This window comes from Cyanobacterium aponinum PCC 10605 (genome assembly GCF_000317675.1).
Lineage (GTDB): Bacteria > Cyanobacteriota > Cyanobacteriia > Cyanobacteriales > Cyanobacteriaceae > PCC-10605.
In genome coordinates this window covers 2,971,493-2,994,678 of the sequence record NC_019776.1, presented here as the reverse complement: position 1 = coordinate 2,994,678, position 23,186 = coordinate 2,971,493, and the positions used below count along the sequence as shown (strand labels likewise).

The 23,186-nt window shown below is 34.8% G+C and carries 20 protein-coding genes; 13 read left to right on the top strand and 7 right to left on the bottom strand.

Annotated features, from left to right (window positions below):
* The first annotated feature begins 91 nt into the window (after positions 1–91).
* On the top strand, positions 92–1,009 hold the full coding sequence (locus CYAN10605_RS12530) for a pentapeptide repeat-containing protein (protein WP_015220321.1): 918 nt from the start codon (positions 92–94) through the stop codon (positions 1,007–1,009).
* A gap of 124 nt (positions 1,010–1,133) precedes the next feature.
* On the opposite strand, the gene CYAN10605_RS12525 is transcribed toward CYAN10605_RS12530, so the two are convergent.
* Positions 1,134–1,763: a CPP1-like family protein gene (locus CYAN10605_RS12525; protein WP_015220320.1), complete on the bottom strand. Its 630-nt coding sequence runs from the start codon at positions 1,761–1,763 to the stop codon at positions 1,134–1,136.
* Positions 1,764–2,075: 312 nt separating this feature from the next.
* On the opposite strand from CYAN10605_RS12525, the gene CYAN10605_RS12520 reads away from it, so the two are divergent.
* The 4 genes from CYAN10605_RS12520 to aroF all read left to right on the top strand — a co-directional run bounded on the left by CYAN10605_RS12520 (position 2,076) and on the right by aroF (position 4,908).
* Positions 2,076–2,777 (top strand): response regulator transcription factor, encoded by a 702-nt coding sequence (locus CYAN10605_RS12520; RefSeq protein ID WP_015220319.1) that lies wholly within the window; start codon positions 2,076–2,078, stop codon positions 2,775–2,777.
* A 162-nt stretch (positions 2,778–2,939) separates the two neighbouring features.
* Entirely contained in the window at positions 2,940–3,209 is a 270-nt protein-coding gene (rpsO, locus tag CYAN10605_RS12515) for a 30S ribosomal protein S15 (protein ID WP_015220318.1), read from the top strand.
* A 21-nt stretch (positions 3,210–3,230) separates the two neighbouring features.
* A complete protein-coding gene (locus tag CYAN10605_RS12510; RefSeq protein WP_015220317.1) occupies positions 3,231–3,716 on the top strand; it encodes a PAM68 family protein in 486 nt (161 codons plus the stop codon).
* Positions 3,717–3,849: 133 nt separating this feature from the next.
* Positions 3,850–4,908 carry a 3-deoxy-7-phosphoheptulonate synthase gene (aroF, locus tag CYAN10605_RS12505; RefSeq protein ID WP_015220316.1) on the top strand — a complete coding sequence of 353 codons (1,059 nt, stop codon included), beginning with the start codon at positions 3,850–3,852 and terminating at the stop codon, positions 4,906–4,908.
* Between the two features lie 219 nt (positions 4,909–5,127).
* On the opposite strand, the gene CYAN10605_RS12500 is transcribed toward aroF, so the two are convergent.
* Positions 5,128–5,532 carry a slr1601 family putative cell division protein gene (locus CYAN10605_RS12500; protein WP_015220315.1) on the bottom strand — a complete coding sequence of 135 codons (405 nt, stop codon included), beginning with the start codon at positions 5,530–5,532 and terminating at the stop codon, positions 5,128–5,130.
* Between the two features lie 327 nt (positions 5,533–5,859).
* Here CYAN10605_RS12500 and CYAN10605_RS12495 point away from each other — a divergent pair, with 327 nt between their 5' ends.
* Both CYAN10605_RS12495 and lysA read left to right on the top strand, forming a co-directional pair.
* Positions 5,860–6,603, top strand: a complete 744-nt coding sequence (locus CYAN10605_RS12495; protein ID WP_015220314.1) for an alpha/beta fold hydrolase — start codon at positions 5,860–5,862, stop codon at positions 6,601–6,603.
* A gap of 232 nt (positions 6,604–6,835) precedes the next feature.
* Positions 6,836–8,236: a diaminopimelate decarboxylase gene (gene lysA, locus CYAN10605_RS12490; RefSeq protein ID WP_015220313.1), complete on the top strand. Its 1,401-nt coding sequence runs from the start codon at positions 6,836–6,838 to the stop codon at positions 8,234–8,236.
* A gap of 407 nt (positions 8,237–8,643) precedes the next feature.
* Here lysA and CYAN10605_RS12485 read toward each other — a convergent pair whose 3' ends face one another.
* From CYAN10605_RS12485 to CYAN10605_RS12475, 3 genes are all read right to left on the bottom strand, one after another.
* Entirely contained in the window at positions 8,644–9,936 is a 1,293-nt protein-coding gene (locus tag CYAN10605_RS12485) for an ABC transporter substrate-binding protein (RefSeq protein WP_015220312.1), read from the bottom strand.
* A gap of 285 nt (positions 9,937–10,221) precedes the next feature.
* Positions 10,222–10,920, bottom strand: a complete 699-nt coding sequence (locus tag CYAN10605_RS12480; protein ID WP_015220311.1) for a TIGR04283 family arsenosugar biosynthesis glycosyltransferase — start codon at positions 10,918–10,920, stop codon at positions 10,222–10,224.
* Positions 10,898–11,608, bottom strand: a complete 711-nt coding sequence (locus CYAN10605_RS12475; RefSeq protein WP_015220310.1) for a hypothetical protein — start codon at positions 11,606–11,608, stop codon at positions 10,898–10,900. The genes CYAN10605_RS12480 and CYAN10605_RS12475 overlap by 23 nt, the downstream gene beginning before the upstream one ends.
* 402 nt (positions 11,609–12,010) lie before the next feature.
* On the opposite strand from CYAN10605_RS12475, the gene CYAN10605_RS12470 reads away from it, so the two are divergent.
* Positions 12,011–14,185 (top strand): glutamine synthetase III family protein, encoded by a 2,175-nt coding sequence (locus tag CYAN10605_RS12470; protein ID WP_015220309.1) that lies wholly within the window; start codon positions 12,011–12,013, stop codon positions 14,183–14,185.
* Positions 14,186–14,423: 238 nt separating this feature from the next.
* Here the strand turns inward: CYAN10605_RS12470 and CYAN10605_RS12465 are convergent, their stop codons facing one another.
* A complete protein-coding gene (locus CYAN10605_RS12465) occupies positions 14,424–16,232 on the bottom strand; it encodes an SLC13 family permease (RefSeq protein WP_015220308.1) in 1,809 nt (602 codons plus the stop codon).
* A 115-nt stretch (positions 16,233–16,347) separates the two neighbouring features.
* Between CYAN10605_RS12465 and CYAN10605_RS12460 the strand changes: the two genes are divergently transcribed.
* Together CYAN10605_RS12460 and accC are read left to right on the top strand one after the other, a co-directional pair.
* Entirely contained in the window at positions 16,348–17,094 is a 747-nt protein-coding gene (locus CYAN10605_RS12460) for a sirohydrochlorin chelatase (protein ID WP_015220307.1), read from the top strand.
* Positions 17,095–17,424: 330 nt separating this feature from the next.
* Complete coding sequence (gene accC, locus CYAN10605_RS12455) at positions 17,425–18,768, top strand: acetyl-CoA carboxylase biotin carboxylase subunit (RefSeq protein WP_015220306.1); 1,344 nt, start codon at positions 17,425–17,427, stop codon at positions 18,766–18,768.
* A gap of 124 nt (positions 18,769–18,892) precedes the next feature.
* Here the strand turns inward: accC and CYAN10605_RS12450 are convergent, their stop codons facing one another.
* Positions 18,893–19,561: a HEAT repeat domain-containing protein gene (locus CYAN10605_RS12450; protein WP_015220305.1), complete on the bottom strand. Its 669-nt coding sequence runs from the start codon at positions 19,559–19,561 to the stop codon at positions 18,893–18,895.
* Positions 19,562–19,922: 361 nt separating this feature from the next.
* Between CYAN10605_RS12450 and CYAN10605_RS12445 the strand changes: the two genes are divergently transcribed.
* The 3 genes from CYAN10605_RS12445 (at position 19,923) to CYAN10605_RS12435 (ending at position 23,008) form a co-directional block, all read left to right on the top strand.
* Positions 19,923–20,618, top strand: coding sequence for a vWA domain-containing protein (locus tag CYAN10605_RS12445; protein ID WP_015220304.1), 696 nt, complete (start codon positions 19,923–19,925; stop codon positions 20,616–20,618).
* Positions 20,619–20,723: 105 nt separating this feature from the next.
* Positions 20,724–21,455 (top strand): PP2C family serine/threonine-protein phosphatase, encoded by a 732-nt coding sequence (locus CYAN10605_RS12440; RefSeq protein ID WP_015220303.1) that lies wholly within the window; start codon positions 20,724–20,726, stop codon positions 21,453–21,455.
* Between the two features lie 182 nt (positions 21,456–21,637).
* A complete protein-coding gene (locus CYAN10605_RS12435; RefSeq protein ID WP_015220302.1) occupies positions 21,638–23,008 on the top strand; it encodes a protein kinase domain-containing protein in 1,371 nt (456 codons plus the stop codon).
* Positions 23,009–23,186: the final 178 nt, after the last annotated feature.

The window sequence follows — 23,186 nt, the reverse complement described above, 5'->3', positions numbered from 1 at the left end:
AGATATTACTAATTATTAATAATATAAAAAAATCGGTTTAAAATATGATATAACATACAAAACAAAAGAGTTAGATATTCCATTATATATTATGAACAAAAATAAACAACTATTAACTATATTGGTGTTTTTAATAAGTATCGTTTTTTGTTTCTGTCAAAATACCCTAAATGCTTACGCTTATCAAAAAGAAGATCTACTAAAGTTAGAAAACTATCATAAATGTATAAAATGTGACTTAGAAAAATATCATTTTAACTCGAAAAAAATTGATTTACAAAAGGCAAATCTTAAAGCATCAAACTTACATAAGGCTAATTTAAAAAACAATAACATATCTCAAGTAAACTTTAATCAAGCTGACTTATCTTTTGTTAATTTAGAAAATACAACAGCCATAAAAACTAATTTTAAACAAGCTAACATATCCCATAGTAATTTAAAAAGAAGTAATTTCAGTAATAGTGATTTTTCCCAAGCTCAATTAAATAATGCCAACTTAAGCTATAGTACACTAAATAAAAGTAATTTATCTCGATCGCATCTTATATCTGCCAAATTAATTCAAACGAATTTAACCGCCACAAACTTACACAAAGCAAATCTATCTCAAGCAGATTTAACAGAGGCAAATTTAAGTAGTAAAAGCAAAAAAGAAATCACAAATTTATCCCAAGCAAACTTAAGTGAAACAAGAATAATTAACGCCGAAATAAAAGGAGTAAATTTAATCAAAGCAAATCTTTTTCACGCCGATTTAGAAGGTAGTGATTTACAAAATTCCAACTTAAAAAAAGCGAACCTTGCACAAGCCAATTTAAGTCATGTTAACTTAACCAATGCCAACTTAAAAAAAGCCAATCTAATTAATTCTTCTTTAGTTTATGCCAAATTAGATCACTGTGATTTAAGAAAAGCAAACCTAGAAAAAGCTAATCTGACAGGAACTAACATAGAAACTTGCAACTTAAAAGGCACAATAATGCCTGACGGCACAATTCATAATTAATCCCTTAATAACCAATGGATTATTAGTTTGTATCTAAATAAAAAATAAGTAATAAGTAATATTAAAAAAGGCAAAAGTTAAAAGGTAATTACGATAATTACCAATTAATTTTAACCAGAAAAAATTAGCGAGTAAAATTGCTAACTAACCAGAGTAAACAAAAAGTAAATAAAGAAGCAAATTGTTCTGCAGAAAGACTTAAATTAAATCCAGTATTAAGAGATAAGCTAAAAATAACATTTGCCAGACAAATACCAACAATAAAAGTAATAAAAGTTATCCCTACAGAACGCCAAAAAGCTCTTTGTTTACGATATAAAACAGCAAAACTAGTACCTACTCCCACCGTTAAAAGTAGAGGTAAAGTTTCACTACTATTATTAAAAATACTAATAACTATTAAAACTAAAAAAATTGAACTATTGATTAATATTTCTTTTCCAGAAGGTTGATCAATTAGATTATTAAACCAGAGAGAAATATTTGCTTTCTTTTGAGCATTAGAAATAACTGTCACTTTTTTCGGTTCTACAGTTTTTTCAGGAAAGCGAATTTGTTCAGGTACTTTTATTTTTCCTTCCTGTCTTAAACGTAACCTTTGCATAATGATAGCATCATAAGCAACCTCGATATTTTCCAGTTGTTGAGGGTTATTTTCGTATTTATCCTTCAACTTTTTTTTAGCTTTTTGTATCTCTTCAAAAGAAGCATCCTCCTTTACTCCTAATAGTTCATAAGGATTCAACTCACTCATACTCATTTACTCCTCCAATTCCTGATATTGATTTAAGTTAGCGAGAAAAAAGTTAATAAATTTTTAGATGATTATTTCAAGATAACACTACTTATTATATTCAAACAGATCAACTCAATAAGCGGAAAATTAACAATTAGTTTCTTTTCGGGAAACTTATGGGGTAGGATTGTTAGATAGAGATTATAAAAAATTCAGTGTAAATTCAGTGAAATTACTGATATCTGAAGTGTGTAAACTTACAAGCCACTCTTTCGGTAACGTAAATCTTTTTGATGATATTTTTCTCCCTAATAGATAAGAAAACAAAAAATGGAAGTAGTTTTAGCAAAAATATTGGTAGTTGATGACGATATTCATATCACTAATTTAATAACTCGTTTTCTTAGGCAAAAGCAATATTTAGTTGAATATGCCAATGATGGACAAAAAGCAAGAGATATTTTCAAACATTTTCATCCAGATTTAGTAATTCTTGATATTAATTTACCTGACACTCTTGGATATAATCTTTGTGCAGAAATGCAAGAAAATAATGATGTATTCGTATTAATGCTTACCAGTCGCACGGATGTGGAGGATAAGAAAAAAGGTTTTTCCACAGGGGCGGATGATTATTTAACAAAACCTTTTGATTTAGAAGAATTAGAATTCAGAATACAAGCCATCTTACGTCGTCGAAGAATAATTAAAAGCGTAGGGGGAGAAACTCTTGATTTTGGTGATTTAGTTATTAATCCAGAAACCAGAGAGGTAAAAGTAAAAACTCAGTCAATTACTTTAACAAGCCTTGAATTTGACTTATTATATTTTTTAGCCAGTAATCCCAATCGAGTATGGAGTCGAGAAGATTTAGTAAATAACGTCTGGCAAAGCAATCCTATGGGAGATAATCGAGTGGTAGATGTTCATATTGGACAAATTCGCCGTAAAATTGAATTAGATTCTGAGGCTACTCGTCATATTTCCACTGTTAGGGGAGTTGGTTACAAGTTTGAAATTGAAAATAGTTAACCTGATTGTTGTAGTTTGCTTGGTTATGTTAGCAGATTTGGGAAAGAGAGAATAGTTAATATTTGATAATTAATAATATTATTCTGAACTTAAACTGTTCCTAATTAAAATCGGTTTATGATATAATCATAGATTGCAGTATTTAAACTTTTAAAAGTAAAAATGAGTTTAACCCAAGAGAAAAAACAAGAAATTATTGGTCTATATCAAATTCACGAAACTGATACTGGTTCTTCTGCCTTGCAAGTTGCTTTACTCAGTGCCAGAATTAGTCAATTAACAGAACACCTAAAAATTAACAAAAAAGATCATTCCTCTCGTCGTGGATTGTTAAAATTAATTGGTCAAAGAAAACGTTTATTAGGTTACATTAAGAGACAAAGACCTCAAGATTATCAAGAGTTAATTAAAAAGCTCGGTATTCGTGGTTAAAATCTTATCGTAAATTTTATTATGCCATCTCCCGCAAATAGAAACTCTTTACCCTTTGAACCAAAAAAGTCTAAGAATAAAAAAGTTAACGACAAAAATTTAAGTCAACCAAAAGAAACTCAACGAAATCAGACTGAGTCTAAGGTGGCAAAATCAAACAAAGGTGGTAACTCCCTTCAAGGGATTCCCGAAGTGGTTAGTAAAAGAATGGTAAGAAGAATGGCTGTTTTTAGTGGTATTCCCACGGCTATGGGTATTTTCTCCTTCTTTGCTTTTTATGCCATTGTTAGTCAGGAGTGGTTCAAGATACCAAATACAGCAGTTTTGTTGGTTAGTATGGGTTTATTTGGTTTGGGTGTGTTAGGTTTAAGTTATGGTATTCTTTCAACGTCTTGGGATGAAGAAAGAGTTGGTAGTTGGTGGGGATGGTCTGAATTTGTCCTCAATTTTGGCAGATTTACTTCGGCTTGGAGAAATAATCGACAAAAATCTCTGAATGAAGAATAACAAGGTATTACTAAAGTGAATATCTGCCTTTTAATTTCTTCTTTGTCAACTATCCTGACCAAATTAAGCTGTTATAAACGCATAACCCTTAACCGAATTTTCACCGTAGTCAATTAATAAATGGTAGTTTAATATGATTGTTGTAATGAAAGTGGGGACTCCAGAACCAGAAATCACTCGTGTAAGTGATGAATTGGCAACATGGGGTTTAACACCTGAAAAAATCGTTGGACAACACAAAGTTGTAATTGGTTTAGTGGGAGAAACTGCTTCCCTAAATCCTGAACAAATTCAAGAAATTAGTCCTTGGATTGAAAGTGTTTTAAGAGTTGAACAACCTTTCAAAAGAGCCAGTTTAGATTATCGTCATGGACAACCTAGCGATGTAGTTGTACCTACTCCTAATGGCGATGTAGTTTTTGGTTTAAATCATCCTGTGGTAGTGGTAGCAGGTCCTTGTTCGGTAGAAAATGAGGAAATGATTGTTGAAACCGCAAAACGAGTCAAAGCGGCAGGGGCAAAGTTTCTTAGAGGTGGTGCTTATAAACCAAGAACCTCTCCTTATGCTTTTCAGGGACATGGGGAAAGTGCTTTAGAATTATTAGCGGCGGCGAGAGAAGCAACGGGATTAGGAATTATCACAGAAGTCATGGATACTGCTGACTTAGATAAAATTGCTGAAGTGGCGGATGTCTTACAGGTGGGAGCAAGAAATATGCAAAATTTCTCTCTCTTGAAAAAAGTTGGAGCTCAGTCTAAACCTGTTCTCTTAAAAAGAGGAATGTCGGCAACTATTAGTGAATGGTTAATGGCGGCAGAATACATTTTAGCAGGGGGTAATTCTAATGTAATCCTTTGTGAACGTGGTATTCGTACTTTCGATCGAGAATATGCTCGTAATGTCCTTGATTTGTCTGTAATTCCCGTTTTACGTTCTCTAACTCACTTACCGATTATGATTGATCCTAGTCATGGTACTGGTAAGGCAGAATACGTTCCTAGTATGGCAATGGCTGCGATCGCGGCAGGTACAGATTCTTTGATGATAGAAGTACATCCTAACCCTGCAAAAGCCTTATCAGATGGTCCTCAATCTTTGACTCCTGATAGATTTGCTCAAGTAATGCAGGAATTATCTGTTATTGGTAAAACTTTAAATCGTTGGGAATCCCCCGAAGCAGTATTAGCTTAATTTTTTCCTTGATGTCAGGGAGTGGAAAATTGGGGCTTAGGGTATTATTGGGGTATTGGGATGTTAGGGAGAAACGAGTTCGGGAAATTCGCTGGGTTCGTACACTCCTTTCAGTCGTGAACGGAGTTCGTGTTAATTCAAAATTAATTAAACACTTTTGCCCTCCCCCCTCTCGAAGGGGGATAAAGGGGGGTTTACCCCTTGCTCTTTTCTTCATCCTTAATTGTCTTGTTGTTTCTTATCGATAAAAAAAATAGGACTCAAATTCGGATCAGCTTTATAAGTATTTTTTTCAATAACCTTGCGGGTTAATTTTGGATCGAAAGTATTACCAAAATCTTCCTCTAACTTCTCCACACGGGGTTTTATTTTGGCGATTTCTCCATCTATCTCAGCTAATTTTGCCTGTTGTGCTAAATGATAGGGTAGTAATTGTTTCACACTAAAAAATGCAATAATAGTAATACTGATATTAACGGTCATTTTTAAACCAGTTTCGATCGCTTTTTCTGTGTTTAAGCGTTTTTGTCGTCTCTGTTGTTGCTTTAAGGCTCGATTTTGAGAGATAGATTCTTGATAGTCTCGTCTTCTTTGTCTGGTTTTTAATGATAAATTAGAATTCATATTACACTCCTCAATTCAATCAGTTAAATATTCAATCTTACGGCAAACTATATCAGTTATGACGCTATTTTTTTATTCTTGATCCCAAAATTCTTCTTAAATTTATCTTTTTTCAGTCTCTTCATTTGTTTATACTCGGTTTCATGATTACTTTGATAAAAAATAAATGATAATAACTTGCAATAAATCAGGATATTAGTTATGCTAGTTATCAACAAATTGATGCCAAAAGTTTTCAATAAGAATCGGTTACTGAGTATTAAGCATGAGGGTATAATAACGATTTATCCTTTGCTAATACTTTTTTTTCAATAAGTTTTTAGTAAAATGTATAAAAATCCTGATATACTCTGGTTAAGCACAAATCCTTACCTAATGCGTTTTAATTTACCAGTAATTAAATATTTATCGCAATATGTCAGCATTGGTCAATGGGAATATCAACTAACAGAAGATGAAACCACCTCCCTTGATTTAGCGATCGAATTTTTGAATAATTATCTGGAAATGGTGAAAAAACCCGTTCATTTAGTAGGTCATAGTACTTGTGGACTATTAGGGTTGCAGTATGCGAACAAGTATCCAGAAAAGGTAAAATCTTTAACTCTTTTAGGGGTAGGAATTAATCCAGCTTTAGACTGGGTAAGTTATTATTATTTATTACGAAATCATTTTAAATGTAATCAAGAAGCAATTTTAACTCATTTAGCTAAATATTTATTCGGGTATCGTAATTTTTATTATCAAAAATCTTTAGTAAAAATTCTTAAAAAAGCACTAATTTACTCTCTTTCTCCTCATTCTTTATATCGAAAATGTGATTATTTTTCTGTAGAAAAAACTGCTTATCCTTTGATGGTATCAGGTAGTAATGATGATCAAGTGGTTTTTTGGTCTGAAATTGAAAAATGGAAATCTTATCTTAAACCCGAAGATTATATCTGGCAATGTCCAAACGGAGAACATTTTTTTCACTATTTTCAAGCAAAATTATTAGGTAATCAAATACTTAGCTTTTGGTCATCATTAGAGCATTCTGTTAACCATAAATTAGCAATGAAAAATTATTAATAAAATTGTTAAAATCCTATTTGTTGCTCAAGGGAAAAAGAATTAAAAATCATTTAATCTGACACCTCATATTTGCTATTTTCACTTAGTTTCTGTGTACTATTGCAAGATTAAAATCTGGGTTTATGGTAGAAAAAGGAATTCAAGAAAGAGTCTAATCGTATCAAAATTCAGTTAAAATGAGAGGTTAAACAAATAAACTTACTATTATAGAAAAAATAACATCTAGTAAATGCTATTAACGGAAAAATTAAGCGGTGAAAAATTGGTCAATTCCTCTAACTCACCTTCTCCCAATCAAAGATTATTACCCCTCACAGCAAAAATTAACGATAAAAATCACCTCGAAATTGGTGGTTGTGATGTAGTAGATTTAGTTAAGCAGTATGGCTCTCCTTTATACATTCTGGATGAAAAAACATTGCGCACCTGTGCCATTCAATATCGGGATGCTTTTAAGGAATATTACCCTGGAGAGTCTCAGGTTATTTATGCCTCCAAAGCGTGGAGTTGTATGGCAATTGTGAGTATTCTTGCCAGTGAAGGTATTGGTTTTGACGTAGTTTCGGGAGGAGAGCTTTTCACCACAACCAAAGCCTTAGAAATGAGTGGTTATAATGGGGATGACATCAAGGAAAAAATTTATCTTCACGGAAATAATAAATCCATAGCAGAATTAGAACTAGCTATCGATGCAGGATGTAAAATTATAGTTGATAATTGGTTAGAATTAGAAACTCTTGCTCAATTAACTGCCAAAAAAGAACAATCAGCGAAAATTTTAATTCGTTTAACCCCCGGTATCGAATGTCATACCCATGAATATATCCGCACTGGTAGTATTGACAGCAAATTTGGTTTTGACTTAAATCAATTAGAGGCTGTTTTCACTTTCATCAAAGAACAAAATTTCATTGAGTGTATTGGTTTACACGCCCATATCGGTTCACAAATTTTTGAACTTGAGCCTCACAATGATTTAGGCGGTGTGTTGGCAGATTGGTTTAAAAAAGCCCTTGACTATGGTTTACCCCTCACTGAGTTAAATGTGGGCGGTGGTTTAGGAATTCGTTATACTGAATCTGATGATCCTCCAAGTATTGCCGATTGGGTTAAAACCGTTGCCACCGCAGTAACTAAAGCCTGTGAAGAAAGAGGTTTAGCTTTACCCAAGTTAATTGCTGAACCCGGACGCTCTATGGTAGCCACTTCTTGTATTACTGCTTATACGGTGGGCGGAAAAAAGGTAATCCCTGATGTGAGAACTTATATTTCTGTTGATGGGGGAATGTCAGATAATCCTCGCCCGATTACCTATCAATCCTTGTATCAAATGGCGATCGCATCTAAAATGGATCAAGAACATAGTGAAACTGTTACTGTAGCTGGAAAACACTGCGAATCAGGGGATATTCTGATTAAAGATATTCAATTACCAGATACTAACCCCAATGATATTTTAGTTGTATTTGCCACAGGGGCTTATAACTATAGTATGGCTTCTAATTATAACCGTATTGGCAGACCCGCCGCAGTTTTAGTTAATGAAGGCGAAAGCAGTTTAATTATTCGTAGAGAAACCTATGATGATTTAGTCAGACAGGATTTGTTACCTACCAGACTTGCTCAATAGTCGTTTTATGGTTGAGGTGTTAGGGTGTTGGGGTGTTAGGGGGAAGTTAAGGAAGTTAATAAAATCTCAGTTTGGTTCAAGAATATCCGATAAGGTTAGGTGTCAGGTGTCAGGTTGCAGGTTGCAGGTGTTAGGGTGATGAGGTGATGGGGGGATGAGGTGATGAGGGGAAAGGGGGAAACAAGTAATAAATAATAAATTAGTAATAAGTATTCGTGGTTTTTCATTCTTAATTCTTAATTTTTAACTATTTAACGTTAGTTCGGGTTAAGGCAATTTCATTCTTATTTCTGAGAAGCTATAAGGTTTTCTGACTACGAGATAATAATGCTTTCAGCTTATCCAAAACTCAGGTTAATAAAAATCAGTTGTCAGGCACACAACGACAAGCAAGAGAGCTACTTTTCTTAATTCAATAATTGTCGGGTTTCGGTGGCGGCTTTCTTCATGGCATTTTCCGGAGTCATAGTTTGAGTTAGTGCCGCACTTAAATATCTTTGTAGAATGTCTGACGCTTGGGCATATTGAGCAATAGGTGGACGCAATACGGAATTTTCTACTACTGTTAATAGTTGAGGGTAATAGGGATATTTTTCCACTATTTGAGGATCATTAAAAAGAGATTTTCGGCTAGGCACATAGCCCGTTTCTAAAATAAAATCCCTTTGTGAGTCTTCGCTAGTGATAAATTCAATAACTCGCCATGCTTCTTCTGGGTGTTTCGTGTTTTTTGACATTCCTAATCCCCATCCTCCTTGACAAGCTCCGCTTTGATGTTGAGGTTGATGTACCATTGGTTTAAGGGAGAATTTCCCTGCTATTTCTGATTTACTGGCTAATCCTGCCACATAAGGCCAGTTTCGTAAAAATACGGTTTGTCCATTTTCAAAGATACGGCGGGTTTCTTCTTCTGCGTAGGTTGTGACACCAGAGGGAGAAATTCCTTTTTTAATAGTATCTAATAAAAACTGCACAGATGCGATCGCTTCTGGAGAATCTAAACCCACTTCTAAGGTGTCTGAATTAATCCAATAACCACCAAAACCTTGTAAAACTTCCACAAACATGGCGGAAAGTCCCTCATATTGTCTTCCTTGCCATACATAACCCCATTTCGCTTTCCCTTTTGCTTGTAAATCCTGAGAAATATTGATTAATTCGGTAAAAGTTTCAGGGGGATTATAACCATTTTTTTCTAACAAATCCGTGCGATAATAAAGCATACCACCATCGGAGCGAAAAGGAATTCGATAAAGAGAATCTTGATATTTTCCTCCCTCTACATCTCCCTTTAAAAACTGTTTTAATTCATCCTCACTGATAAAGTTATTCAGGGGTTGTAACCAATTAGCCGCCGCAAATTTTTGAACCCAAACTATATCCAAATAAACTAAATCATAGGGCGAATCTCCCAATAAAAAAGCAGAGGTATATAAGTCTTCTACTAAATTAGTGGCATTGGGTGCGGAAATAATTTCTAAATCAATATCAGGATTTTCCCTTTCAAATTTTTCCACTAAGTTTTGCCATTGTGCCGCTTCTAGGGCTTGTATCATCAAAGTTATAGTTGTTTTTTCTGTACTGTAAACAACATTTACTAACACAAAAAATAAAATTATTAATAAAATTGAAATATATCTAAATTGTTTCTTTAAAAAACTTAATAAATTACTAATTCTAAAAGAAAATTGAAAAGACATGACTTAAATTTTTTCTCTCAATCATTCCTTTTTATCCTAAAGTAATATTCTAATCTTGTCAAAACTTTAGTTTTTATTTTTAGAATGAGACACGATAAAAATTTGATAAAATTTTCTGATTTTGCTAAGAAAAAGACAATTAATGAATAACGTCAGTTCGGGTTAAGGCAATTTTATTCTTAATTTCTAAGAAGCTATAAGGTTTTCTGACTACAGGATAATAATGCTTTCAGCTTATCCAAAACTCAGGTTAATTAATAACTTCTAACTCTTAGCTCTGAACCCCTAATTACTTTTTATTTGTCGATAAAAATTAGCTAGTTTTTTTGTATTTATTCCTAGATAATAACCAATAACAATTAATTGATTTATTAATGTGGTTTTAAATATTCCCAATTTTTCCCAACGTCTTGCAGAAGTGATTACTGCTTCGGAACTAATATAAATTTTCCCTTTTTTATTCAACCTTTTTATTAACTCAAAATCTTCCATTATTGCTAAATTTTTAAAGCCTCCTATTTTTTCAAATATTTTTTTCTTGATAAATATTCCTTGGTCTCCATAGGGCAAAGAAAAAAGATGCGATCGCATTTTAATCATTATTTCTAATAATCGAAAAATGATTTTATCACTATCAATTTTTAGTAAAAAAGCTCCCGCAATGAAGTTACTATTGCTAACAATATCAATAATTATTTGAGGAAAATTATGAGGAAGAATAGTATCACCGTGTAAAAATAAAAGTATATCTCCTTGGGCAGATTCTGCTCCTAAATTCATTTGATAACTACGATTCAAGATAGGAGAAGAAAGACATTTAAAACCAGCTTGATGAATTAAGTTAATAGTATTATCTTGACTACCCCCATCCACAAACAAAATTTCCACATAAGGATACTGCTTGAGAATAGGAATAGTTTTTAGCAACATCTTTTCTTCATTAATAACAGGGATAATGATACTAATTTTGAGGGGTAAGTTCATTCAATTGTGAGGATTTTTTTTCTTCAATTATTGCTTGACACTCGGTAACAGATAATCTTTTTCCCATAGCTTCTACCAGAGCAAAATAAGCATCTTTATATTTTTCAATTAAAGTTTCTGCTTGTAAAATAGCTAATCTTTGTTTAATTTTTATTTGACTATAATTTATTCCTAAACTTTTATAAATTTCCGATAATTTCTGATTATCTTCCTCTCCTCCCTCACTATTTTTATATACTAATTTTTCGGCGGCAATTCCTGCCATTAAAACAACAGCAAAACGTTCCGTTAATAAATTTAATTCCCTTAAATCTTGCCCTTTTTCTTCTAAAAAGCTAGTATCAAACATCACCCCCCCTGAACCTAAATTATTAATTTTCATATTTTCCCAAGGAGTTAAAGTATAGCCAATAATAGGAATTTCGTATAAATAAGCTGTTAAAAAATGTCCTGCTTCGTGATGAATAATCCGTTGTTTTTGTTCTTCCGAAAGAAATAAATTTAAAAATAAATTAGTCCCCTGATTTCCCCAAGCTAAAGTATCGACAGTTACTAAACTTAGTAAAATAAAAGTGATTGTAGCAGGAATAAAAGGAGAGATACTTAATAAAGGACCAACTAACACTAATAAAGTAATAGAAAAAATGCCGATAGCGAGAATATTTAAACCAATGTCGTTTTTTTCCATAAAGCTAATTCAAAAATTTATGTAATCTGAGTTCGGGATAAATTTTCACTGATGAGTGATGGCGAAAAGGGTAATTAAAAATTAGTAATTAGGAATTAGTAATTAAGACAAGGCAAGAGGCAAAAGTGTTTAATTAACCTATCCCTCTCCCCTAAATACCCTGAAACCTGACACCTACTCTTATCCGATATTCTTAAACCGAACTGAGGTTATGTCTCAATATAACAATCCTAAATGATTTCTCCAAAATTAATGGACAACAGAAAAAGTTGAGCAAGTGAAAATTTGGAATCGTTATCTAAATAAATTGTTAATTTTGCTAATTTTGTAGCCAAAGTATCTTCTAAAGGTTAGTAAAAGTCTGGTATTGTTAACAATATCTTAATCAAAATCTATGATGTTATGAGCGGAAATAAATCACGGGTTCAAGCCATTTACGAAATCACTAATCGCAAAGTTAAGCCCTTCAAGACTCCTAAAAAATTAGAAGAAATGTGGGCTACAGATGTTTTTACTTTAGCGAAAATGCAAGAATCTTTGCCCAAAAGTGTGTTTAAATCTTTGAAAAAAACCATTCAAACTGGTGAACCTCTGGACGTATCCATTGCAGACGTAGTCGCTACAGCTATGAGAGATTGGGCAATTTCTAAGAATGCTCTCTATTATGCCCACGTATTTTATCCTTTAACCAATTCTACGGCGGAAAAACATGATAGTTTCGTTTCAGTGCAGGGAGATGGTTCGGTAATATCGGAATTTTCAGGCAAAGTATTAGTAAAAGGCGAACCCGACGGCTCATCTTTCCCTAATGGTGGTATTCGTTCCACTTTTGAGGCTAGAGGTTACACTGCTTGGGATGTTACTAGCCCTGCTTATGTCATGGAAACTGACAATGGTGTTACTTTATGTATTCCCACTGTATTTGTTTCTTGGACAGGAGAAGCTCTGGATAAAAAAACCCCCCTACTGCGATCGAACTCTGCCGTTAATAAATCCGCTCGTAGAGTATTAGAATTGTTAGGACATACAGATATAGCCCCCGTGAGTTCCAGTTGTGGAGCAGAACAAGAATACTTCCTTGTGGATTCTCATTTTGCCCATTATCGTCCCGACTTACTTCTTGCAGGAAGAACCTTATTGGGAAAACCCCCGGCTAAAGGTCAAGAATTTGATGATCACTATTTTGGTGCAATTCCTGAACGAGTACAAATTTTCATGCAGGATGTAGAAGAGTGCTTATATCGCCTAGGAATTCCCGCTAAAACCCGTCATAATGAAGTTGCCCCCGGACAATTTGAAATAGCACCCTTTTTTGAATCCGCCAACGTTGCCACAGATCATCAACAGCTAACCATGACCATTTTAAGACAAATGGCAAAAAAACATGGCTTTACCTGTTTACTCCACGAAAAACCCTTTGCAGGAATTAATGGCTCTGGAAAACACGTTAACTGGTCTGTAGGAAATCGTACTCAAGGCAATTTATTAGACCCCGGAGATACTCCCCATGCCAATGCTCAATTTTTGGTCTTCTGTGGAGCAGTAATTCGAGGTGTTCATAAATACGGAACTCTATTAAGGGCAGTGGTAGCAACCGCCAGTAATGACCATCGCTTAGGAGCAAACGAAGCACCTCCGGCTATTATCTCTATTTATTTAGGAACTCAATTAGAAGATGTATTTGAGCAAATTCGCAAAGGTGAAATAACAGGCTCTCAACTAGCACAAGTAATGAATATCGGAGTGGATACTTTACCTGAAATTCCGAAAGACCCCGGAGACAGAAATAGAACTTCCCCCTTCGCTTTTACTGGTAATCGTTTCGAGTTTCGAGCAGTGGGTTCAAATCAATCCGTAGCAGGTCCTTTAGTGGCAATGAATACTATTTTGGCGGACTCTTTGAATTGGATTGCAGACAAACTAGAGGAAGAATTAAAACAGGGTACTGAGTTAAACACGGCGATTCAGAAAATTCTCAAGGAAATAATGGAAAAACATGGCAATGTGATTTTCGGGGGCAATGGTTACTCAGAAGAATGGCATAAAATGGCAGTAGAAGAAAGAGGATTAGCAAATCTACCTACCACCGCCGATGCTTTACCTGTCCTCAAACAAAAACATATCGAAGAATTGTTCGATCGCATGGGAGTCCTTTCCCCAAAAGAATTAGAAAGCCGTTTTGAAGTTTATGCAGAACAGTATTTATTGTCTTTAGAGGTAGAAGCTAAATTAGTGGCGAACATGGCAAAAACTATTGTTTATCCTACGGCAATGAAATATTTATCTCAGTTGATGAATACCCTTTCTAGTTTAAAGGATATAGGTTTGGAAGGGGATTTAAGCATTGTAAAACACATCTCAACCTTAACTAATGAAATGATGGTTCAGGTACAAAAATTACAAGATGCCATTTCTGTTCATGATTTTGAAAGTACTGAGGCTAAGTTACAGTATTTTGCTAAAACTGTTCGAGCTTTAATGGATGAAGTTCGTAAATATGCCGATGCGTTGGAAGCAGAAATTGCCGATGAATTATGGCCCTTACCAACTTATCAAGAAATGTTATTTATTAAATAACCTCAGTTCAGTTTAAGAACATCGGATGAGGATAGGTGTTAGGTTGCAGGTATTAAGGTGCGGGAGAGATGAGGAGAGAGGGAGAAATTAGTTAGGAGTTAGTTAGGGGCGAATGGCCATTCGCCCGTACAGGAGTTAGGAGTTTTTAATTCTTAATTCTTAATTATCAACTATTTACCTTTTCCTTTGCTCTTCCCCCTCTCGAGGAGGGATAAAGGGGGGTTTTCCCCTCTTGCCCCTATAACCCATAAATTTTCACGATGAGTAAAGGCACAGTAAAAGTTAAAGTTAAGGTTAACGGTAAACCAACACGAGTATAATCAAGAAACTTATATCCCCCCGGTGCATAAACCATGGTATTCGTTTGATAACCAATGGGGGCTAAATAGCTATTAGAAGCCGCAAAAGTCACCGCATACATAAAGGATAAGGGTTCAAGTCCAATAGTTTCCGCCACTTTTACCGCAATAGGAATCATTAAAACCACTGCGGCATTATTCGACAAAACCTCCGTCAACATGGAAGTGGCAAAATAAAATAAAACTAAAATCCAATACCCTGATAAATTTCCTGCAACTTTCAATAAATTATCGGCTAACCATTGGTTTGTACCAGAATTATCCATCGCAATACCCAAAGGTATTAAACCAGCTAACAGAAAAATAATATCCCATCTTACAGAGCCATATACTTCACCGGGTTTGAGACATCCTGTAATTACCATTATTAAAACCCCCGCTAAACTACTCACCAAGATAGGTACAAAATTAAAAGCAGAAGTGAAAATAACCGTTAAAACAATCGCTAAAGCAATTCCCGCTTTGTTTTGTCTTAAACCCTCTCGATTTTTTTCTTCTAAAACTAATAACTCTCTGGTAGTTTGTAAACCAATAAAACTATCTTTAGGAGCTTGAATTAAGAGTAAATCGCCGAATTTCAAAGGAATTTTGCCAAATCTTTCTCTAATTAATTCTTGACCTCTTCTAACAGCTAAAACCGTAGCATTATAACGCTGTCTAAATCTTAAATCTTTCAAACTAGAGCCAATTAAACGAGAATTGGATAGTATCAAAACCTCTGCTATTTTTTCCTCTTGAGAATTATTTTGTTCTTCTAATTCTTGAGAATTGAATTTAAAGTCTGCGAGGATTTCCACTCCTCTTTCATCTTTGATATTTAATAAGTTACTACGACTTCCCCTAACTAATAAAATATCTCCTACCGCTAAAACTTTATCCGCTAAAGGGGGAGGGAAATGGGTATCATTGCGGATAATTTCTAAAACATCTAAATCAAATTTACGTTGAATTTCACTACTGCGCAAAGTTTGTCCAATTAAACTTGATTTGGGAGGAATAATCATTTCACTGACGTATTCTTTTAATTCATAATCTTCGGCTAAAGATTCTCCTCCCGGAGGTTTTCTTGCGGGTAATAATTTTGGAGAGGCGATAGATAAATAAATTAAGCCGATAAAAAAGACAGGTAAACCTAATTTAGTAAATTGGAAAATACCAAATTCTGGATACCCTAATTGTACCGCAATCCCACTGGCAAGAATGTTAGTTGATGTACCTAGTAAAGTAATTAATCCCCCCAATATTGTTAGAAATGACATGGGTATGAGCAGTTTAGAAATAGAAACTTTTGCTTGTTTACTCCACTGTTCAACTATTGGTAAAAAAATGGCAACTACTGCGGTATTATTAATAAAAGCACTAATAGGACCGACTATCATCCCTAGAGTGAAAATTTGCTGAGTCGGATTTTTCCCCCCCCATTGAATTAGCCAATCTCTGATAATATTAAGAATGCCTGTTTTGGTTATTCCTGCACTGAGAATAAACATCGCCATAACGGTAATAGTTGCGGAGTTGCCAAATCCGGAGATACCTTCATTAGGAGAAACTAACCCCAATATCATCAAAACAACGGTAATGGATAAAGAAGTTAAATCTACGGGCAACCATTCGGCAATGAAAGCAATTAGGGCAACAATTAAAACCGTCAAGGTCAAAAAGATAGGGGAAATATCCAACCAATTCATAGACTATATGCTTAAAGATTAGTAATCAATATACAGAATTTTTTGTTTTTATGGGGGTATCTTTTAATTTTGTTGTGGTTTTATTATCATGGTTTCGACGAGGAAAGATGTAAATATGATTAATTCTTCTGCTTATCTTTTAGTGGTTCATGGTAGTCGAAATTCTTTTTATGCTCAACAGTTAAGAGATTTAACTTTTTCAGTGAGACAAAAATTAGATTTGTTGCAGGTTACTTGTGATTTGGATATTGCTTATTTGGAATTGGGGAATCAATCTCTATCTGAGAAAATTATCGAATTTGGGAATCAATTAGAAAGAAAGGGCTATAAAAATCTTAAAGTTTTACCTTTATTTTTGTTATCGGGTACTCATGTTATCAACGATATTCCTTTTGAAGTGGAGGTTTCTCGGCAAAAATGTTCTTTACAAATCGAGATTCTACCTCATTTGGGAAGGAGTTTATCTTTAATTTCCTTATTATGTGCTGAATATGAAAGGCAGGAAAATTTAGACCATCATAAAGATTCTAGTATTGAACGCATTTTGTTTTGTCATGGTACAAGTTTACAAAAGGGAAATGAAGAAATAGAAGGCTTGGCAGGTAAAATTAACGCCCATGTGGCTTATTGGTCAATAAAACCGAATTTACACTCTGTTATAGCCAAATTAGCTCTAAATGATCCCCCAAAAATCATGATTATGCCTTATTTTCTCTTTACGGGAAAAATCATAGATGCGATCGCATCTGAAGTAGAGGAGTTACAAAAAGAACTAAGTTGCGAATTGAAGTTATTGCCACCTCTGACACAGATTGATGGTTTCTCAGATATTATTGTCAATATACTTCTGACAGAAAAATAAAGGGCAATGGTAAATAGTGAATAGTGAATAATTAATAATTAATAACTCCAAATACTCATTACTCGTTACTTATTACTTTCTCCAACACCTGCAACCTGAAACCTGAAACCTGACACCTTGTCTCCCTCTCCCCTCATCCCCTTATCTCCTCATCCCCTAAACACCCTAACACCTGAAACCTGAAACCTAACACCTAACCTTACCCGATATTCTTAAACCGAACAGAGGTTACTTAAAAAATTTTTTTACTCTTTCCAAGATTAAAGAAGCAATTGCCAGAAGTGCCAAAACCAAATATGATACAAATGATATTAGTTTTAATGATCAACGATGCCCTTTGCCAAAATCTTAATTGCGAACCGAGGTGAAATTGCTTTAAGGATTATTCATAGTTGTGAAGAAATGGGGATTGCCACCGTAGCGGTACATTCTACTATTGATCGCCATGCCCTTCACGTTAAATTAGCCGATGAGAGTGTTTGTATTGGACCTCCTCCAAGTAATAAAAGTTATTTGAATATTCCTAATATTATTGCCGCCGCTTTAACCAGAGGTGCAGAGGCAATCCACCCGGGCTATGGATTTTTGGCAGAAAATGCCCGTTTTGCCCAAATTTGTGCTGATCATAATCTTCAGTTTATTGGACCTTCCCCAGAGGCAATTATTGCCATGGGCGATAAATCCACCGCCAAGAAAACGATGCAAGAGGCAGGTGTGCCAACTATTCCAGGTAGTAAGGGTTTAATTACTGATGAGGAGGAGGCCGCTAGAGTTGCTGCCGAAATTGGCTATCCTGTGATTATTAAAGCCACTGCTGGAGGTGGTGGCAGAGGAATGCGTTTTGTCTCTGACGAAACAGAATTGAGTCGTTTATTAAGAGCCGCCCAAGGAGAAGCAGAAGCGGCTTTTGGTAATGCTGGAGTTTATTTAGAAAAGTTTATTGAATTACCCCGTCATATTGAGTTTCAAATATTAGCAGACAGTTACGGCAATGTTGTCCATTTAGGAGAGAGAGATTGCTCTATTCAACGCCGTCATCAGAAATTACTAGAAGAAGCCCCTTCTCCTGCTCTTAATCCTGAATTAAGGCAGAAAATGGGAGAAGCGGCGGTTAAAGCCGCCAAATATATCAATTATGTTGGTGCTGGTACAGTAGAATTTTTAGTGGATAAATACGGTAATTTCTATTTTATGGAGATGAATACTCGTATCCAAGTAGAACATCCTGTAACAGAAATGATTACTGGATTAGATTTAATTAAAGAACAAATTGCGATCGCGCAAGGAGAAAGATTAGCTTTTACTCAAGAACAAATACAATTGAAAGGTCATGCGATCGAATGTCGGATTAATGCAGAAGATCCTGATCATGATTTTAGACCAAATCCCGGGAAAATTATCGCCTATTTGCCCCCCGGAGGACCTGGCGTAAGGATGGATTCTTTTGTTTATCCTGACTATGAAATTCCCCCTTATTATGATTCTTTGATTGGTAAATTGATTGTTTGGGGAGAAGATAGAGAAACCGCAATCAAAAGAATGAAAAGGGCTTTAAGAGAATGTGCGATTACAGGAGTACAAACCACCATTAACTTCCACCAAAAAATTCTCAACAACCCCGAATTTTTAGCAGGGAATGTTTATACTAACTTTATCGAACAAAATTTATTGTAATAAAAAGCTATTGGCGAAGTTTTTTTGAGTTCTATTATTGCTACCTATTGAGGGGGAATACAGGGAAATTAACTTCTTCCCTTTTTCCTAGCCTTACTAATAATTAATAATATTAACAATCATATTAAACAGAAATCTTTTGTAAAGAATACTCTGCCGCCTGACATACTTGGGGATGAGGGTCTTTTACTAAGAAATTAAGGGCAGATATTGCTTTTTTGTTACCCTTAAAATTACCTAAAGATTCAGATACCCTTTGGCGAATTAACCAATCATCCGATTGAACAAACACTAAGATTTCCTCGATACAATCTTCCGCTTTAACTTCCCCCAAAGCAGAAATAGCCGCTTGTTGTAGGGCGGTTTCATTGCTATGCAGAGCATCTAAAAGTAATTTTTTAGCACGAATATCTCCTAAATTGCCTAAAGAGACAGCCGCACTAAAACGTACTAACCATTCAGTATCTTCATAGAAAGCCCTAACTAAAGACTCGAAAGCACGAATATCTTTTAAGTATCCTAAAGCCCCCGCCGCATCCGCACGAATACCATAGTCTGGATCAGTTTCTAATAATTTTACTAAGATTGGTAAACATTCCTCAGTTTGTTTAACTCCTAAGGCAAAAATTGCCATGGAACGCACGGGCAACATTTCATCATAAATTACCTTCTTTATTAATGGTACAGCATCCTTGGCTTCAACTTCTCTAAGGGATGCAAGGGCTAATAGTCTATCTTTTGAGTTGTTGCTTTCCAATTGGCGATCTATTTCTGCTAAATTAATCTGACTCATAATTTTAATTTTCTCAACATTTCTTTACAATTTTCATTATAATCCGATAAAAAAGAAATAGAGAAACAAACAATTTTTTAGCTAAAGGTCACCATAATTCCCATAAAAATATATTTTTAGCTAGATTTTTTGAAAATGAGCGTTTAATAGCGTTAATTATACGAATAACATTAGCGTATAGTTGGTCAATATTTAATATTTAGTGGTGAAAAACTAAAAAGAAAGGGAAATGAGGAAATATTACCCCACAATCGCTATTGGTAGAGGTTTTGATAAATAGATCAAAAATTTTTGGCAAAATCTGCATAAAAACAAAAAATGATCCTGATAGATATATAGAACTAAATCTAAAAATTGATTAATGAGTAATCTTAAAAAATTTACTGTGCATTCTCCCCGAAAGTTACCAGTTATCATTCTCGCTGATGTCAGTGGCAGTATGGAAAGCAACGGCAAAATTCAAACTCTCAACCGTGCGATCGCATCTATGATTGATAGTTTTGCCCAAGAGGAAGATGTGAGGGCAGAAATTAACGTTTCTGTGATTACCTTCGGAGGAGAAAAAGCTCAGATTCATATACCCTTACAACCAGCAGAAAAAATCGAATGGCAAGACATGAGTGCCATGGGGCGAACTCCTATGGGTAATGCTTTTGGAGTAGCTCAGGCAATGGTGGAAGATCGATCGATTATTGCTAGTCGAGACTATCACCCCACTATTATTTTAGTATCTGACGGCATTCCTACCGATGAATGGATACCACCTCTTAATAATTTAATTACCTCAGAAAGGGCATCTAAAGCACTACGGTTATCAATGGCAATCGGTGCTGAAGCTGATAACGAACCTTTACAAAGTTTTTTACAAAATCAACATCCTGAAATTCCAGTATTTAGAGCTGATGAAGCCAATCAAATTAAACAGTTTTTCCGCTTTGTCACCATGACAATTACTAATGCTTCCAAAAGTGTTAATCCCAATAGTATTCCTGTTCTTAATTTTGATGCTCTTGATAATTTTGATGATCTCGATGATGAATATACTGGTTGTTTTTAAGCATCCTTAATTTATTTCAGTTTTATTTCTCTGGTAATCATTAAAAAGGGCTTTAGCCCTTACTACGAAAATAGTAAAAATGTATGAAGCAACCAAAATTTAATTATGTCATCTCGTAATAGAATTAATTATGAAACCTTTGGCACTTCAGTAATTGGGCCGTTTCATCAACAAAAAAACCGCCTTAATGAAGACGCTTGGGGAAGAATTAATAATAACTCTGGGGTGGGGATTGTTGTTAGTGATGGCATGGGTTCAAAATCTAATGCTCGTATGGGTGCAAAAATGGCTTGTTTAGCAGTGAAGCAATCCTTATTAGCTTGGGTAAAAGCTCCTTCTGCTTTCCCTAGTTTATTGTTGAGGCTTATTCACATACATTGGGAATTGAATATATTACCTGCATTGAAAAAAGATAGTGTCGCCACTTGTTTATTTGCTGTGGTAATTCCTAACGGGCAATTAATTATGGCTCAATTAGGGGATGGTATTGCGATTTTAAGGGAAAATAACGGGCAACTGACAATTTTAAGCGAGAAAAATAAAACTTTTGGCAATCAAACCACTGGCTTAGGTGTAGCTAAATCCACTCAAGAATGGTCATTTTTTACTGTACCTAATTTTCCTCCTAACTCGGCGGTGTTATTAGCCACTGACGGCATTGCTGATGATTTAAAAAGCGATACTTTGGGGGATTTTGTGCAATTTATTTTAGATGATTTTGGTACTTTAGCCCCACAAAAAAGGTGGCGATCGCTTACTAAAGAACTCAAAAACTGGCCTACTCCTAAACATCTTGATGATAAAACCCTTGCCGTTTTATGGCATCGCCCTAAATAGTTTTGTTGAACTAAAAGACTTAAGTAGCCCCATTTAATTAAACGTAAAATAGGCTCGGTTAGTAGTGAAGGCTTCAGTTCCGTTATTTCAAGAACGTTTGAAACCCCTAAAGGGGTAACTACGAACTTTCTTTTATTTAATTGGATTTACTAATCACTCAATCAAAAAAGGATGAAAACACCATGAAAATAATAGTTGATGAACAAAATACGGTTTATGAATTGGATCAAAAATTAGGAGAAGGGGGGCAAGGTAGAGTTTACAGTATCAAAGGAGGAAGAAAAGCAATTAAGTTAATTCCAGATAAATCAACCGTTAGGCGCGATCGTCTTCGTCGTCAACTCAGTCAAGTAAGAATGTTATTTGACATCCAACAATTACCCATTGCCATGCCCTTAGAAATGTTACAACCGCCCCATGTAGGTTATGTAATGGAACTATTAACAGGAATGATACCCATTAGTAAATTAACTTACCTACCCCAAAAAATTGAATGTCCAGTTACATGGTATTTGCAGGGGGGAGGTTTACGGCGAAGATTAATTTTATTGGCAAAATCCGCCGAAGCCCTATCTCAATTACATGGTAGAGGATTAGTCTATGCCGATCCTTCACCGAATAATATTTTTGTATCCTCAGACTTAGATGCGAATGAAATTAGATTTATTGATGCTGATAATCTTTGCTATGAAAGTAATGTTTCATCCTCATTTTATACCCCCGGTTATGGAGCTCCCGAATTAGTCAAAGGCAAATCAGGAGTTAATACTCTCACAGATGCCCACGCTTTTGCCGTGATAGCTTTTCAAATTTTAACAACACTGCACCCTTTAACTGATGGTGATTTAGTTAGTTATGGTGAACCAGAATTGGAAGAAAAAGCCTTACAAGGAGAAATCCCTTGGATAGATAATCCTAATGACAACAGTAATTACACAGACAAAGGATTTCCTAGAGATATAACTCTTTCTCCTCGATTGCAAACATTAGCCAATAAATGCTTTGGTGAAGGACTTTTAAACCCTCAAAAACGCCCGGGGTTGAATCAATGGGCTGAATATTTATACAATGCCGCCGATTTTACCATTACCTGTCCTAGCTGTCACAGTACCTACTATGCAAATCAAAAAGATTGTTCTTGGTGTGAATATCCTCGCCCAGATTTAGTAATTGTTGAAATTTATCGTTGGCATCCTGATGAAAAACCAGAAAAAAAGGGTAAATTATTACAAGTTATGGCTTTACAAAGAGATAGCTCTGTAATTTTAACTAACAGAATTATTAACGGAAGATTGGGAATAGATGCCCATCAACCTAATTTAGAAATAGAATTTACTGATCATTATTTGCGAGTTCATAAGTGTAATAATCAAACTTTTTTATTGACTTCTCAAAATCAAGAAAATAATAAAATTGAGAGAGAAATTTCTGAAGATAGATGGTTAAAATTTCCTGTGGAAGCTGGAAAATATGGTGATTGGCTTTTACATTTTGGTTCTTTAAGTTGTCCTCATCGATACGCTTCTTTTCGCTTAATTAAAGGAGGTGATTAAACTTGAAAAATAATATAATATCACCCCAAAATCTCTTAAAAAAGATTCCCTCTAATCCCCCCAAAAAACGCAGGGCTGTTTCATTTTCGAGGGAAAAAAAAGAGCGGGAGATAAGGGGAGGGGGAGATGGGGAGATTTTTGACTTGCAGATTTTAAGTAATAGTAAAAAATCTTAAAA